This window comes from Nocardioides eburneus, from assembly GCF_040838215.1.
Classification (GTDB): Bacteria; Actinomycetota; Actinomycetes; order Propionibacteriales; family Nocardioidaceae; genus Nocardioides; species Nocardioides eburneus.
Genome location: NZ_JBFPJR010000002.1, coordinates 139646 through 153963 on the forward strand (window position 1 = coordinate 139646; position 14318 = coordinate 153963).

15 protein-coding genes and 1 tRNA gene are annotated in these 14318 nt (G+C 71.5%); 1 reads left to right on the top strand and 15 read right to left on the bottom strand.

What is annotated here, in order from left to right; translation table 11 throughout:
- Positions 1–42: 42 nt before the first annotated feature.
- The 15 genes from AB3X52_RS01745 to AB3X52_RS01815 form a co-directional block, all read right to left on the bottom strand.
- On the bottom strand, positions 43–1245 hold the full coding sequence (locus AB3X52_RS01745; RefSeq protein ID WP_367990975.1) for an acyl-CoA dehydrogenase family protein: 1203 nt from the start codon (positions 1243–1245) through the stop codon (positions 43–45).
- On the bottom strand, positions 1242–2465 hold the full coding sequence (locus AB3X52_RS01750) for an acetyl-CoA C-acetyltransferase (RefSeq protein ID WP_367990976.1): 1224 nt from the start codon (positions 2463–2465) through the stop codon (positions 1242–1244). Before AB3X52_RS01750 ends, AB3X52_RS01745 begins: the two co-directional genes overlap by 4 nt.
- A complete protein-coding gene (locus AB3X52_RS01755) occupies positions 2462–3340 on the bottom strand; it encodes an HTD2 family dehydratase (protein WP_367990977.1) in 879 nt (292 codons plus the stop codon). The genes AB3X52_RS01750 and AB3X52_RS01755 overlap by 4 nt, the downstream gene beginning before the upstream one ends.
- A 31-nt stretch (positions 3341–3371) precedes the next feature.
- A complete protein-coding gene (fabG, locus tag AB3X52_RS01760; RefSeq protein WP_367990978.1) occupies positions 3372–4115 on the bottom strand; it encodes a 3-oxoacyl-ACP reductase FabG in 744 nt (247 codons plus the stop codon).
- A gap of 15 nt (positions 4116–4130) precedes the next feature.
- Positions 4131–5297 (bottom strand): acyl-CoA dehydrogenase family protein, encoded by a 1167-nt coding sequence (locus tag AB3X52_RS01765; RefSeq protein WP_367990979.1) that lies wholly within the window; start codon positions 5295–5297, stop codon positions 4131–4133.
- The gene (locus AB3X52_RS01770) at positions 5294–6172 is read right to left on the bottom strand and encodes an HpcH/HpaI aldolase/citrate lyase family protein (protein WP_367990980.1); all 879 of its coding nucleotides are present in this window, start codon (positions 6170–6172) and stop codon (positions 5294–5296) included. The genes AB3X52_RS01765 and AB3X52_RS01770 overlap by 4 nt, the downstream gene beginning before the upstream one ends.
- A complete protein-coding gene (locus AB3X52_RS01775) occupies positions 6169–7389 on the bottom strand; it encodes a CoA transferase (protein ID WP_367990981.1) in 1221 nt (406 codons plus the stop codon). The genes AB3X52_RS01770 and AB3X52_RS01775 overlap by 4 nt, the downstream gene beginning before the upstream one ends.
- Before the next feature lie 69 nt (positions 7390–7458).
- Positions 7459–8034 (bottom strand): TetR/AcrR family transcriptional regulator, encoded by a 576-nt coding sequence (locus AB3X52_RS01780; protein WP_367990982.1) that lies wholly within the window; start codon positions 8032–8034, stop codon positions 7459–7461.
- A gap of 16 nt (positions 8035–8050) precedes the next feature.
- Positions 8051–9223, bottom strand: a complete 1173-nt coding sequence (locus AB3X52_RS01785) for a thiolase family protein (protein WP_367990983.1) — start codon at positions 9221–9223, stop codon at positions 8051–8053.
- Positions 9224–9244: 21 nt separating this feature from the next.
- Positions 9245–10402 (bottom strand): acyl-CoA dehydrogenase family protein, encoded by a 1158-nt coding sequence (locus tag AB3X52_RS01790; protein WP_367990984.1) that lies wholly within the window; start codon positions 10400–10402, stop codon positions 9245–9247.
- Between the two features lie 29 nt (positions 10403–10431).
- On the bottom strand, positions 10432–11367 hold the full coding sequence (locus AB3X52_RS01795) for an acyl-CoA thioesterase (RefSeq protein ID WP_367990985.1): 936 nt from the start codon (positions 11365–11367) through the stop codon (positions 10432–10434).
- A 215-nt stretch (positions 11368–11582) separates the two neighbouring features.
- A complete protein-coding gene (locus AB3X52_RS01800; RefSeq protein ID WP_367990986.1) occupies positions 11583–12038 on the bottom strand; it encodes a hypothetical protein in 456 nt (151 codons plus the stop codon).
- A gap of 3 nt (positions 12039–12041) precedes the next feature.
- On the bottom strand, positions 12042–12635 hold the full coding sequence (locus AB3X52_RS01805) for a hypothetical protein (RefSeq protein WP_367990987.1): 594 nt from the start codon (positions 12633–12635) through the stop codon (positions 12042–12044).
- Positions 12636–12832: 197 nt separating this feature from the next.
- Positions 12833–12905 (bottom strand) — tRNA-Thr (locus tag AB3X52_RS01810).
- A 165-nt stretch (positions 12906–13070) separates the two neighbouring features.
- Positions 13071–13265 carry a hypothetical protein gene (locus AB3X52_RS01815; protein WP_367990988.1) on the bottom strand — a complete coding sequence of 65 codons (195 nt, stop codon included), beginning with the start codon at positions 13263–13265 and terminating at the stop codon, positions 13071–13073.
- A 122-nt stretch (positions 13266–13387) separates the two neighbouring features.
- Here AB3X52_RS01815 and AB3X52_RS01820 point away from each other — a divergent pair, with 122 nt between their 5' ends.
- Positions 13388–14314, top strand: a complete 927-nt coding sequence (locus AB3X52_RS01820) for a LysR family transcriptional regulator (protein ID WP_367990989.1) — start codon at positions 13388–13390, stop codon at positions 14312–14314.
- Positions 14315–14318 lie beyond the last annotated feature (4 nt).

Here is a 14318-nt window from a genome sequence, read left to right on the forward strand (position 1 = left end):
CGCGCGCACGGAGCGTCCGGGACGGGCGCGAGCAGCGCCCGGTCAGGGACGTTGCCGCCGCTTCTCCTCGCGCACGAGACCGCCGCCGATGATGAGCCGCTGGATCTCGCTGGTGCCCTCGTAGAGTCGCAGGAGCCGCACCTCGCGGTAGATCCGCTCGACCGGCACCTCACGCATGTAGCCGGTGCCGCCGTGGATCTGGACGGCCTTGTCGGCGACCTGGCCGACCATCTCGGTGCAGAACAGCTTCGCCACCGACGGCCCGATCCGCCGGTCCTCGCCGGTGTGGTACTTCCGGGCGCAGTCGCGCACCAGCGCCTCACCGGCCAGCACGCCGGTCTGCATGTCCGCGAGGTGGGCCTGGACGAGCTGGAAGTCACCGATGGGGGTCCCACCCTGGGTCGACGAGGCGGCGTAGGCCACCGCCTCGTCGAGGGCGCGTCGGGCGGCGCCGACGGCGAGCGCGGCGATGTGCACGCGTCCCCGGGCGAGCGACGACATGGCCGCCTTGTAGCCGACCTCCTCGGAGCCGCCGACGAGACTGCCCTGCGGGATGCGCACCCCGGTGAAGGTGACGTCGGCGGTCCAGGCCCCCTCCTGACCCATCTTGCGGTCGTGCGGACCGACCTCGACGCCGGGTGTGTCCGCCGGGACGAGGAACACCGCGATGCCCGGGTCCTTCCCGGCCGCCTCACGCGTGCGGGCGAAGACCACGAACAGCCCCGCGATCGGCGCGTTGGTGATGAACCGCTTGGAGCCGTCGATGACCCACTCGTCGCCGTCGAGGACGGCCTTGGTCCTCAGCCCCGCCGGGTTGGAGCCGGCGCCGGGCTCGGTGAGCGCGAAGGAGGCGACCACCTCGCCGGAGGCGATCCGCTCCAGCCACTCCTTGCGCTGCTCGTCGGTGCCGTAGTTGACCAGCACCTGGCCCGCGATGCCGTTGTTGGTGCCGAACATCGAGCGCAACGCGAGCGAGGTGTAGCCGAGCTCCATCGCGAGCTCGACGTCCTGGGTGAGGTTGAGCCCGAGGCCGCCCCACTCCTGCGGGATGGCGTAGCCGAAGAGTCCCAGCTCCGCGGCCGCGTCACGCAGGTCGGCCGGGATCTCGTCCTTCTCCATGATCTCGTTCTCGCGCGGCACGACCCGCTCACGCACGAACTCCCGGGTCGCCGTGAGGATCTCGGCGAAGTCCTCGGCGCTGACCTGCTCGAGGCCCGGGGCCCCGTCCTTGCCAATCGTGGTCATGACGCGGTCCTCTCCCAGATGGCGGCCAGGCCCTGGCCGCCACCGATGCACATGGTCGTCAGTCCGTACGTCGCCTCGCGACGCATCAGCTCGCGGGCCAGCGAGGCCACCATCCGACCGCCGGTCGCGCCGACCGGGTGGCCGAGTGAGATGCCGGACCCGTGGATGTTGATCCGGTCGTCGGTGAACGGGTCGACCTTCCACTCACGCATGACCGCGAGCGCCTGGGCGGCGAACGCCTCGTTGAGCTCGATCACGTCGAGCTGGTCGAAGGTGAGCCCGGCGCGGGCGAGCGCCGCCTCGGTCGCCGGCACCGGCCCGATCCCCATGATCCGGGGCTCGACGCCGGCGACGCCCCACGACACCAGACGCACCATCGGCGTCAGCCCGAGCTCCTCGGCCTTCGCGCGGGTGGTGACCAGGCAGAGCGAGGCGGCGTCGTTCTGACCGCTGGCGTTGCCGGCGGTCACGGTGGCGTCCGGGTCGTCCTTGAGCATGATGGGCTTCAGCCTCGCCATCGTCTCGAGGCTCGCGTCCGCGCGGGGGTGCTCGTCGGTCACGACGACCTCCTCGCCGGCGCGCGTCCGCACCGTCACCGGGACGATCTCCTCCGCCAGGACGCCGTTCTTCTGCGCGGCGACGGCCCGCTGGTGGGACTGGAGGGCGAGCCGGTCCTGCTCCTCGCGCGAGATGGCGTACTCCTTGCGAAGGTTCTCCGCGGTCTCGATCATCCCGCCCGGCACCGGGTAGTCCCGCCCGCCCGCTGTCGAACGGGCCCGCGCCAGCGCGTCGTGGACGCGTACGCCGGTCCGTGCACCGCCCCAGCGCATGTCGGTGGAGTAGAAGATCGCCTGGCTCATCGACTCGATGCCGCCGGCGGCGACCACGTCGGCACCTCCGGAGGCGACCGTCATGACCGCGTTGAGGATCGCCTGCAGGCCCGAGCCGCAGCGCCGGTCGAGGTGGTAGCCGGTCGTCGTGATCGGCAGGCCGGCGTCGAGCGCCAGCACACGGGCGGCCGCCGGCGCCTCCGAGGAGGCGTTGCACTGGCCGACGATCACCTCGTCGATCTGGTCCGGCGCGACGCCGGTGCGCTCGAGCAGCCCGGTGAGCGCCGCGACGCCGAGATCGACCGCGGTCACGTTCTTGAACATGCCGCCGTACCCGCCGATCGCGGTCCGCACGGGCTCGCAGATGACGACCTCACGCTGGTCACTCATCGGTCGTTTCCTTTCTCGACGCGGGTCTCGTCGACCCACAGGGTCAGGGTGGTCCGGGGCGTCTCCTCGCCCTGAGCCGGGGACACGAGCTGGAAGGTGGTGGCCGCGCCGTCGACCGCGGTACGACGGAGGGTGGCCGGTGCGCCGCAGAACAGCGGCGCCAGGTTGCGATGGGTCAGCCTCGTCACGCCGGAGACCCCTTCGAGCCGGGCGACCTCGGCAAGCAGGATCGTCATGAGCGGCCCGTGGACGACGAGGCCCGGGTAGCCCTCCACCTGCGTGGCATAGGGGTGGTCGTAGTGGATCCGGTGGGCGTTCGCCGTCGCCGCGCTGAACCGCATGAGCAGGGACGGGTCGGTGCGGAGGGCCCACGTCCACTCCCCCGTCCGGGCCAACGGCGGCGCCGGTGCGAGCTCGCGGACGGGCTCGGGCGCCGAGCGCCCTCCGGCGCCGCGGTAGATCAGGTCCTGGGTCTCCTCGACGGCCAGGACGTCACCGCGGAAGTGCCGCGTCACGACCGTGACCACGACCAGCTCACCCGACCGGCCGTGCTTGTGCTCGACGGAGGTGACAGCCGCCTCCCGTCGTACGACGTCCCCGACCCGCACCGGGCCGTGGACCGTCACCTCGCCACCGGCGAACATCCGTCTCGGCAGCTCGACCGGCGGCAGGAACCCGCCCCGGGCGGGGTGGCCGTCGAGGCCGAGGAGCGACGACGGCGACCAGCGCGGCAGCGCGACCCAGTGCCACAGCGGCGGCAGGGGGTCGCCCGGGCCGACCGGCGGCAGCCCGTCGTCGAGCAGCACCTGGAGGGCCGCCACGGGCGCCGGGTCGACGAGCGCCTCGTCGACGACGGTGTGCGGCTCCCAGTCCATCAGGAGTCCTCTGGGAGCGGTTGGGACGTGCTCACATCAGCCGCCCGCCGGTGACCTCGGCGACGGTGCCGGTCATGTAGGAGGAGAGGTCACAGGCATAGAACAGCGCGACCTTCGCGACCTCCTCGGGCTCACCGGCGCGGCCCATCGGGATCTCGGTCATCTTGGCGTCCCAGGCCTTCTGCGGCATCGCCTCGGTCATCGCCGAGCGGATCAGCCCCGGCTGGATCGCGTTGATCCGGACCCCGTGGTGGGCGACCTCCTTGGCCGCGGCCTTCGTCAGGCCCACGATGCCGGCCTTGGCGGCGGAGTAGTTGGTCTGGCCGACCATGCCGACCTTGCCCGAGATCGAGGAGATGTTGACGATCGCGCCGCTCTTCTGTTCGCGCATGATCAGCGAGGCCAGCTTGGTGCCGTTCCAGCAGCCCTTGAGGTGCACCGAGATCACCTGGTCGAACTGGTCCTCGGTCATGTTCCGCATCGTCGCGTCGCGGGTGATCCCCGCGTTGTTGACGAGGACGTCCAGGGAGCCGAACGTGTCGACCGCGGCCCGCAGGAGCGCATCGACGTCGTCGTACGACGTGACGTCGCAGCGCACCGCCGCCGCAACCGTGTCCCCGCCGAGCTCGGCGACCGCCTTCGCCATCGCCTCCTCGTCGAGGTCGCCGATCACCACGCGGGCGCCCTCGTCGACGTAGCGTCTCGCGATCGCGAAGCCGATCCCCTGCGCGCCGCCGGTGACGACCGCGACCTTTCCCTCGAGCAGTCCGACCATCTGCGTGCCTCTCGCCTAGAAGTTGTGTCCAGCAGCGTCGCGGGCGATGACCTGCGCCGCAATCACGTTGCGTTGGATCTCGTTGGTGCCCTCACCGAGGATCATCAGCGGGGCGTCACGGAAGTAGCGCTCCACGTCGAACTCACGCGAGAACCCGTAGCCGCCGTGCACCCGCATCGCGTCCAGCGCGACCTGCATCGCGGTCTCGGAGGCGAACAGCTTCGCCATCCCGGCCTCCAGGTCGGCCCGCGTGCCGGAGTCGAGCCGCTGCGCCGCGTCGATCGTGAGCAGCCGTGCGGCGCGCATCTTGGTCGCCATGTCGGCGATCAGGTTCCCCACGCTCTGGTGCTTCCAGATCGGCTTGCCGAAGCTCTCGCGCTGCTGCGCATAGGCCACCGCCGCTTCCAGCGCCGCCTGGCCCACGCCGAGCGCACGCGCCGCGACCTGGACGCGACCGACCTCGAGGCCGCGCATCATCTGCCCCCAGCCGACGTTCGGCACCCCGCCGAGCACGGCCGAGGCGGGCACCCGCATGGCGTCGAAGCTGAGCGTGCACGCCTCCACACCCTTGTAGCCCAGCTTCGGGATCTTCGGGCTGACCTCCAGCCCCGCACCGGGCTCGACCAGGATGACCGACATCCCCGCGTGCGCCGGGCTCGCCTCCCGGTCCGTGCGGCAGAGCAGGCCGATCAGGCCCGAGTGGGCGGCGTTCGAGATCCAGGTCTTCGAGCCGTTGATCACCCACTCGTCAGTGTCGGCGTCGTAGGTGGCCTGGGTCCGCATGCTCTGCAGGTCCGAGCCGCCGCTGGGCTCGGTCAGGGCCATCGTCGCCCGGACCTCTCCCGTCGCCATCCGCGGAAGGTACGCCGCCTGCTGCTCCGGCGTGCCGAAGGTCTTGACCAGGTAGGTGATCACGGAGTGGCCCCCGATCGCCCCCGCAAGGCTCATCCAGCCCCGTGCCAGCTCCTCGGTGACCCGCGCGAACGCCGCCGTACTCACGTCCACACCGCCGTGCTCGGCCGGCGCCAGCAGGCCGAAGAAGCCGAGCTTCTTCATCTCCTCGATGAACGCCTCGGGATAGGTGTCGGTCTCCTCGAACTCACGGACGTGCGGCTTCACCCGCTCGTCCACGAACTCGCGGACGAGGGCGACCATCTCCTCCTCATCGGGGGTGAGGCTCATCGTGTCTCCTGTTCGGGGCTTTGTTCGGGGGTGGGCCCAGGGGCGGTGTCGGGAGTCGGCTCGAGGGTGTCGAGGATCCGGCGGGCCCGGTCGACGACCGGCTTGTCGACCATGGCGCCGTCGATGGCGGCCACCCCGCCGGTGTCGGCCACCCCGCCGGTATCGGCCGCGTCGACGACGGTGAGGATCCGTCGGGCCCAGGCGACCTCGTCCTCGGTCGGGCGGAGCACCTCGCGGACCGGTGCCACCTGGCGCGGATGGATGCAGAGCTTGCCGGCGAACCCGAGCCGTCGGGCCGCGGCCGTCTCGTCGCGGAGGCCGGCCTCGTCGTCGATGGCCGCGCGGACGCCGTCCACCGGTGCGGCCAGTCCCGCGGACGCCGACGCCAGCACGAGCGCGGAGCGGCTGGCGAGCAGCGCCTCCCGGTCGAGCGGGTCGACGCCCAACTCGGCGGCGAGGTCGAAGGTCCCGATGGCGAGGCGTACGACGCCCGGCGTCCCGGCGACCGCACGGGCGTCCAGGATGCCGGTCGACGTCTCCAGCAGCGCGATCGTCGGCGCGGCGCGGCCGAGCAGCGCCAGGGCGTCACCCGCCTCCGCCTTCGGCAGGACGACCGCGGCCGCGTGCTGGGCGACCGCGGCGACGTCGGCGGCGTGCCACGCGGTGTCCGCCGCGTTGACCCGCACGGCCGCCCGGTTGCCCTGGGCGAGCCAGGCGGCGGCCGCCTCGCGGGCGGCCTCCTTCTCGCCGGCGGGCACGGCGTCCTCCAGGTCGATCACGACCAGGTCCGCCCCCGCGCCGACCGCCTTCGCGAACCGCTCCGGCCGCGTGCCGGGCACGAACAGCAGCGTCCGCGCCGACTCCGCGGCGCTCATCCGACGAGCCCTTCGGCGTGCAGCGCGGCGAGCTGCTCGGCACCGAGGCCGAGGGCGCGTCCGAGCACCTCGTCGGTGTGCTCGCCGACCCGCGGGGCCGGGACCGCCGGTGCCTGCCGGCCGTCCATGACCAGCGGGGACCCGGGCGCGAGGTGACGTCCAAGACCCGGCTGGTCGAGCTCGTTGAGCAGACCGCCCGGCTCGAGGCCGGCGGCGAGCTCGTCGAAGGTGCGGTACGCCGAGAAGAGCGCCCTCGTGCCCTGCAGCAACGGCTCGAGCTCGCGCCACGACAGGTCCGCGAAGGCGCGCTCGAAGAGGCTGCTGATCACCTCCCGGCAGCGGTAGCGCTCGGCCTCGTCGTCGAAGTCGGCGCCGAACGCCTTCTCCACGGCGTGCATCGCGTCGGTCAGCCCGGTCGCCTCCAGCAGCCGGCGCCAGTGCGACCCGGTGAGCACCACGAGCATGAACCGCACGCCGTCCGCGGAGACGAAGTCGCGGCCGTAGGTGCCGTACACGTCGTTGCCGGACGCGCCCCGGTCGACGCCGAGGAGCTGCGCCTCGGCGAGGTAGCCCAGCGCCCCCACGGCCGCCAGCGCGACGTCCTCCAGCGCGAGCCGGACCCCGGTCCCGCGACCGCTCAGGCGACGCTCCCGCTCCGCGGCGAGGAGCCCGGTCGCGAGGTAGAGGCCGGCGGTCAGGTCCCAGGCCGGCACCACGGAGTTGACCGGACGCACACTGTCCGCGGGACCGGTGACGAACCCGAAGCCGGTCTCGGCCTGCACGGTGTAGTCGACCGCGTTGCCGCCGTCACGGCGCCCGGTCAGCAGCACGTGGATCACGTCGGCCCGGCGCTCACGCAGGCCGGCGTAGGAGAGATCGGGGTAGCGGTCGGTGTTGCTCACCAGGATCCCGCCGCCCGGCGTCTGCTCGGCGCCTCCGCCGACGACGAGGTCGGCGACGAGGGCGCGGCCCTCGGGCCGGGTCAGGTCGACCGCGATCGCCTTCTTCCCCTTGTTGAGGCCGCTCCAATAGAGGCTGGTGCCGTCCGCCGCGCGCGGCAGGCGGCTGCGGTCGGGGGCCCCGCCGAGCTGCTCGACCCGGATCACCTCGGCCCCCAGCTGTCCGAGCACGAGCCCGCTCAACGGCGTGGCGACATAGCTGGACAGCTCGATGATCCGCAGGCCTCGCAGTGGGCCTGCACCAGGGTTCTCCGGCACCTCTCCATTCAAGTCCCGCAGTGACGGCGCACACAAAGACCCTGCTGCGATCCGCCCGTTAGGCGCGGCCTATGCGACCGCACCGACCAGGGTCAGCGCCAGGGTGGCGTAGCGGTCGGCGAGCGCGCCCACGCCGATGGCACCGGCCGGGTCGTACCACTGCCCGATGTCGTTGCAGGCCGCGAGGATGAAGCGGCGTGCGTCGTCGGGCTGGGCGGTGGTGAACTCGCCGGTGGCGAGCCCTCGCCGGATCACGTCGCGGAAGCGGTCACCGGCCTCCGCGAGCCGGCGCTCGTACGCCGCCTGCTGGTCCGGCCGCAGGCTGCGGCCCTCGGAGAGGACGACCGAGCTGCGGACCGGGTGGTCGACCCGGTAGCGGACGGTGGCCCCGACCAGCGCCCGCAGCTGGTCGGCGGCCCGGTCACCGGCCGCCGCGACCGCGTCGCGACAGGCCTGGTTGTAGTGCTCGAGATCCTCCTCGAGGATCGCGCCGAGGAGATCCTGCTTGCCCGGGTACCAGTAGTAGAGCGCCGACATGCTGACGCCGGCGCGGTGCGCGATGTCGCGCACCGACGCGCCGGCGTACCCCTGCTCGGCGAACTCTCGTCGAGCGGCGTCGATGATGCCTTGGCGACCGGGTCGCACTCGCCCTCCTCGCGGCCTAGAGCAGCTCGAGGACCGTGGCGTTGGCCATGCCGCCGCCCTCGCACATGGACTGAAGACCGTAGCGGATCCCCTGGTCCCTCATGTGGTGCACGAGCGTCGTCATGAGCCGCGCGCCCGAGCCCCCGAGCGGGTGCCCCAGCGCGATGGCGCCGCCGTTCGGGTTGAGCCTCGCACCGTCGGCCCCGGTGTCGTTCAGCCACGCCATCGTGACGCTCGCGAACGCCTCGTTGATCTCGAAGGCGCCGATGTCGTCGAGCGTCAGCCCGGCGCGCTCAAGCACCTTCCTCGTGCCGGGGATCGGGCCCTTGAGCATCGTGATCGGGTCGACGCCGACGACGGTGCCGGTGTGGAACCGGGCGATCGGTGTCCAGCCGTTCCGGGCGGCGATCTCGGAGGTGGTGACCAGCAGCGCGGCCGCGCCGTCGGAGATCTGCGAGGAGTTGCCGGCGTGGATCACGCCGTCCTCCTTGAACACCGTCCTCAGCCCGGCCATCGCCTCGAGGGTGCCGCCGCGGCGTACGCCCTCGTCGGTGTCGAAGAGGCGGGTGCCGCCGTCGGCCTCCCTCACCTCGACCGGCGCGATCTGGTCCTTGAACCGCCCCTCGTCGATCGCGGCGGCGGCGCGGGCGTGGGAGTCCAGGGCGTGCTGGTCGAGCTGCTCGCGGGTGAGCCCGAACTCCTCGGCGATCATCTCGGCGCCGAGCCCCTGGTTGAACCCGTTGACGCCGTAGCGCTCCTTGACGAGCGGACCGTACGGCTCGCCGAAGGCGCCGTTGGCGCGGGTCGAGCCCATCGGCACCCGCGACATCGACTCCACCCCGCCGGCGATCGCGACGTCGTACTGCCCGGCGATGACACCGGCGGCGACCTGGTGGACCGCCTGCTGGGAGGACCCGCACTGCCGGTCGATGGTGAGACCCGGGACCGACTCGGGCCAGCCGGCGGCGAGCACGGAGTAGCGACCGATCGAGCCGGTCTGCTCCCCCACCTGTGACACGCAGCCCCAGACCACGTCGTCGACGGTGGCAGGGTCGAGGCCGTTGCGCTCGGCGAGGGCCTTCAGGACGTGGGCCGAGAGGTCGGCCGGGTGGATGCCGGAGAGCGCACCGCCGGGCTTCCCCTTCCCGACCGGCGTGCGTACGGCGTCGACGATGACTGCGTCACGCATCGTGATGTTCCCTTCCGCCGCTCAGAGCCCGAGCGACTTGCTGATGATGGTCTTCATGACCTCGCTGGTGCCGCCGTAGATCCGGGATACCCGGGTGTCGGCGTACAAGCGAGCGATGGGGTACTCCGTGATGTAGCCGTAGCCGCCGTGGAGCTGCAGGCACTTGTCGATCACCCGGCCGGCGACCTCGGTGCAGAACAGCTTGGCCTTGGCCGCGTCGGCGACGCTGAGCTCGCCCGCGTCGAGGAGGTCGAGCGCCCGGTCGGCCATCAGCCGGGCGGCCTCCGCCTCCGTCGCGCACTCGGCGAGCACGAACTTGGAGTTCTGGAAGGACGCCACCGGCTGGCCGAAGACGGTGCGCTCCTGGACGTAGCGCACCGCGTGCGCGATCGCCGCCTCCGCGGTGGCCGCACCGCCGAGGGCGATGGTGAGCCGCTCCTGCGGCAGGTTGTGTCCGAGGTAGGAGAACCCCTGACCCTCCTCCCCGAGAAGGTTGTCGACCGGCACCTTGACGTCGGTGAAGGAGAGCTCGGCGGTGTCGGACGACTTCAAGCCGATCTTCGGCAGCTTCTTGCCCACCTCGAAGCCCTCCGAGGCCGACTCCACGCACAGGATCGACAGTCCGGCGCGCCGGTCGTCGGGGTCGTAGGGGCTCGTCCGGCAGACCACGAGCACGAGGTCGGCCAGCGCACCGCCGGTGATGAACGTCTTGGCACCGTTGAGGATGTAGTGGTCACCGTCGTCGGAGAGCACCGCCTTGGTCGCGATGTTGGCCAGGTCGGAGCCGGTCCCGGGCTCGGTCATCGCGATGGCCGTCATGATCTCGCCGGCCGCGAAGCCGGGCAGCCAGCGCTTCTTCTGCTCCTGCGAGCCGTAGGTCATGAGGTAGGGCAGGATCAGGTTGGCGTGCACCGAAGAGCTCCCGAACCCGACCCCGGCCCGAGCGCACTCCTCGATGATGACCGCGTTGAACTTGAAGCTCGTCTCGCCCCCGCCGCCGTACTCCTCCGGCACCTGCATGCCGAGCAGCCCGACCTCGCCGAGGCGTCGGTAGAACTCCCGCGGCGGGTGGCCCGCCTCCTCCCACTCGTGGTGGACCGGCACGACCTCCTTGTCGATGAAGGCACGCACCATGGCGCGGAAGGCTTCATGGTCCTCGGTGTAGACGGTGCGCTTCACGGCTCTCTCTCCTCGATAGGGCGGGTGGGTCAGGCGTCGGCCGAGTCGTCGGGGATGTGCAGGAGCGCCTCCTGGGCGACCGAGGCCACGAGCTCGCCGTCCTGCCAGAGCTCGCCGCGGGCGAAGGTGCGGCCGTCCGCCTCGATCCGGCTGCGCTGCCGGTAGAGCAGCCACCGGTCGGCCCGGGCCGGACGGTGGAACCACATGGCGTGGTCGAGCGAGGCGATCAGGGAGCGCTCGGAGCGGACGCCGCCGGGCAGCCGCAGGAACGCGGTCGGCGTGAGCGTCACGTCGCTGAGGTAGGCCAGGCCGCAGACGTGAGCGACGTCCTCGTCGCCGAGTGGATGCCGGAGGCGGAACCAGGCGTCGCGCACCAGCTCGCCCGAGGGCGGGACGCCGCCCACGGCCGGCGCCTCGCGGCACTCCAGAAGCTCCCTCACCGGACTGTGCGGGGACCGGTCACCGAAGCCGTCGGGCAGGCCGTCGGGACCGGGAACCGCCCCGAGGTCGAGGACGGCCGACCGCTCGTGAGCACCTGGCTGCGGCCGCTTGAACGACGTCGTCATGGTGAAGGTCGGGCGGCCGCGCTGCTGGCCGGCAGGCGGCCGCGCATCCGGCTGTTGGGTGTCCGGCTGCTGGGCGTCCGGCTGTTGGGTGTCCGGCTGTTGGGCGTCGACCCGGCGCACCGAGTAGCTCCGCCCGTCGCGGATCGTGGTGACGCCGAAGTCCATCGGCGCCGTCGAGTCCACGGCACGCAGGAAGTAGGCGTGGAGCGAGTGCACGGCGCGGTCATCCGGGACGGTGGCGTGCGCGGCGGCCAGGCCGTGCGCGAGCACGGAGCCGCCGTACCCCCGCGACTCGTCGCGGCCGCCGTGACACACCCCGGAGAAGGTGTCCCCGGTGCGCTCGAGCGCGACGATCCCGCCGTACGTCGCCACCGCGTCGGGACCGAGGGTGGAGGTCATCGCACCGCCTTCAGATGAGGAACGGACGCGCCGGCGCGATCGAGACGGGATGGGTTGCCCCGTCAGCAGATGACGTGCTGCGCTCGCCCGCGAACTTGTCGAACGCTCGTTAAGTTAGCGGCAGACGAGTCCGCGGGCAACCCGCCCCGTTCGACCCGGATCCGGGAACCGGGCTGGAAGTGACGCGGTCTCAGGCCGATTCGGTCGGCTGTCTCTCAGCCGTGGAGTCGGGGGTGTCGTGTTCGGCGGAATACGGCGATCAGGCGGCGTAGGAGCGTGACCGCGCAGGCGATCGCTCCGGCGCCGAAGATGAGGAGGGGGATCGGCGCCCACCACGGGAGACCGACCCCGCGGCGTGCGTGCCAGTGCCCGTCCTTCTCATAGACCTCGAGGGGGCTGCCCGTGCGCGGATTGAGGATGTGGCCGGACCACTCGATCTCGACCACGGAGCCGTCCTGGATCGTCGCGCAGACCAGTCGCACGGTGGGACGATCGGGGCACGGCCTCACCTGGGCCTGCTGGACCCGAACACCGGGCCACCGGTTCTCGACGTAATGCCAGATCGGATAGACGCCAAGCCCACCGGCGATGACGAGGCAGAAGACGAGCACGACGGCGGGCCCGTACTGTTCCGCCCGGTCGCGGCGCTTCGGTCGCACGCCCTTGCTCACGGCTCAACCTTTCAGCTGAAGCGTCGCCAGGATCTGGGCGACCTGGGCCTCGATCTTGGCGTAGCGCGCCGCGTTGCCGCTGATCACGAACTGGAAGTCGAGGCTCCGGCCGGCGTAGTAGGTGACGTAGTCGTCGATGTACTCCTGGCCGGAGGGGCCACCCGAGCCGGCGACATGGGCGAAGCGATAGCCGTCGAGGGTGACGTCTTCGCCCCGCTGGATGCGGGTGTAGTCGCGCTGGTCGTGACGGGTGCGCTCCTTGACCAGGTCGTTCAGGCCCTGGGCGTCGTTGGTCTCCTTGCAGTCGCACGGCGCCTCGGAGAGATAACCGGTCAGGTTCCAGCCGTGCTCGAACCCCTTGCTCCAGTCGGTGATGCCGTTGAAGGGCTTCGACGAGGCGGGCAGGACCAGCGCATAGGAGGCGCCCTTGATGACCGGGCCGGTGAACGTGGGCGGCGCGCTCGACGCGGGAGCCGACGACGCGGCGAGGGGCGTCGCCGCGTGGCTCGAGTGGGCGTGGCCGGCATCGCTGCCGCCGCCACAAGCAGCGAGCAGAGGTACGGCGAAGGCCGTCGCGACGAACATGCGCAGGCGCACCCGAAGCTCCTTCAGTGAGAGGGGAACGACGCGGACCCTATCGGGAGTTCCGCGGGCGCCCGACCGACGTGCGCGTGAGACGTCAACGACGAGTTCCCCCTCGCATGGGCATCACGCCAGGAAAGCCTCCTGAATGCGAAAGTGGCCCCGGTCAGCGTTTCCGCTGGCCAGAGGCCACTTCGTTGATGCTCCTACGGAGCCGCCTGTCGGAATCGAACCGACGACCTGCTCATTACGAGTGAGCCGCTCTACCGACTGAGCTAAGGCGGCGCGCTGCCTAGGACTTCGTCGCTTCGTCCGTCCCGGACAACCCGGGAGAGCATACAGACGGAACGCTCGCCGCGCGAAACCGGGCGTCAGGGTCCGTCTGCGCGTCGGTGGAGAGCGTCGGCTTCTCCAGGCTCAAGAGGCGACGGAGGCGGCGGATGCCCGCGCTCATGCCGCCGCGACCGCGTCGGCAGCGGCGCTCTGCCTGCTCGGGACGTGGCGGCCGGTGAGCATGACCTGCTCGGCCCCGCACCAGCACTCGAAGCGGACCTCGATGCCGCGCTCGGTGTTAGCCAGCGAGTGGACCTGGCTGGGGAAGATCAGCTCAGTGCGGTCGCAGGCGGTGCAGTGGTGCTGGAACACGCTGACCTTCCTCGACTTTCCTGGTTCTGGGAGCGGCACGCGTCGTGCCACGTTCCCCAGGATGCCCTCACATCATCCATAGAGGTAGGCGATCTTTCCTGGATCTGGCATAGGTTGTCCCTATGCTGTCGCTCCATCAGCTTCGGGTCTTCCTCGCGGTCTACGAGCATCACTCGCTGACCGCTGCCGCCGAGGCGCTCGGCTACGCCCAGCCGTCGATCTCCGAACAGGTCCGCGGGCTCGAGAAGTCGCTCGGCGTGCAGCTCTTCCGGCGCGTCGGGCGCGGCGTCGTACCCACGACCGTGGCCGACGAGCTGCGTCCCCACGCCGAGCGCACGCTCGCCGATGCCGAGGCAGCGCGCAAAGCGGTCCAGAGCGTGAAGCAGCTCGAGACGGGCACGATCCGGTTCGGCATGTTCGGGATCGCCCGACTGTACGGCGGGGCGGGGTTGGTCGCCGACGTGCTCGACCGCTACCCCGGCGTCCGGGTGGAGCTCATCGGGCAGAACTCCAGCGAGGTCCAGGACGACCTACGCAGGGGTCGGCTCGAGGCCGCGATCCTCTCGGTCGCCAAGCTGAGCGGCGAGGGGATGACGATCACGCCGGTCGCCCGCGACGAGCTGGTCTACATCAGCGCCGACCCGGCCCACCTGGCGACGCCGGTGACCGCCCACCGGCTCTCCCTGGCCTCGCTCGTCATGCCCGACACCACCTGGCGCGCCGACGACTCGACCCGCGTCACTCTCCGCGCGCTCCTCCACGAGACCGGGCGCAATCCGCCGACCCGCATCGAGGTCGAGGACATCGAGACGGCGGTCGAGCTCGTCGGGATGGGGTACGCCGACTCGGTGGTCCCCAAGGGCGCGGCCGAGCAGCTCCTCCCGAGACTCGCCCCGAAGGCCGGCTGGGTCTCGCTGCGCCCACGGACCTACGACACCTACGCGATCGTCCACCGCGCGGACGCGACTCTCTCGCCGGCCGCACGGCTGATGATCGAGCTCGCCAGCGCCCGGATCCAGGCGGTCGCCGAACCGGTCAACCGACGGTGACGCG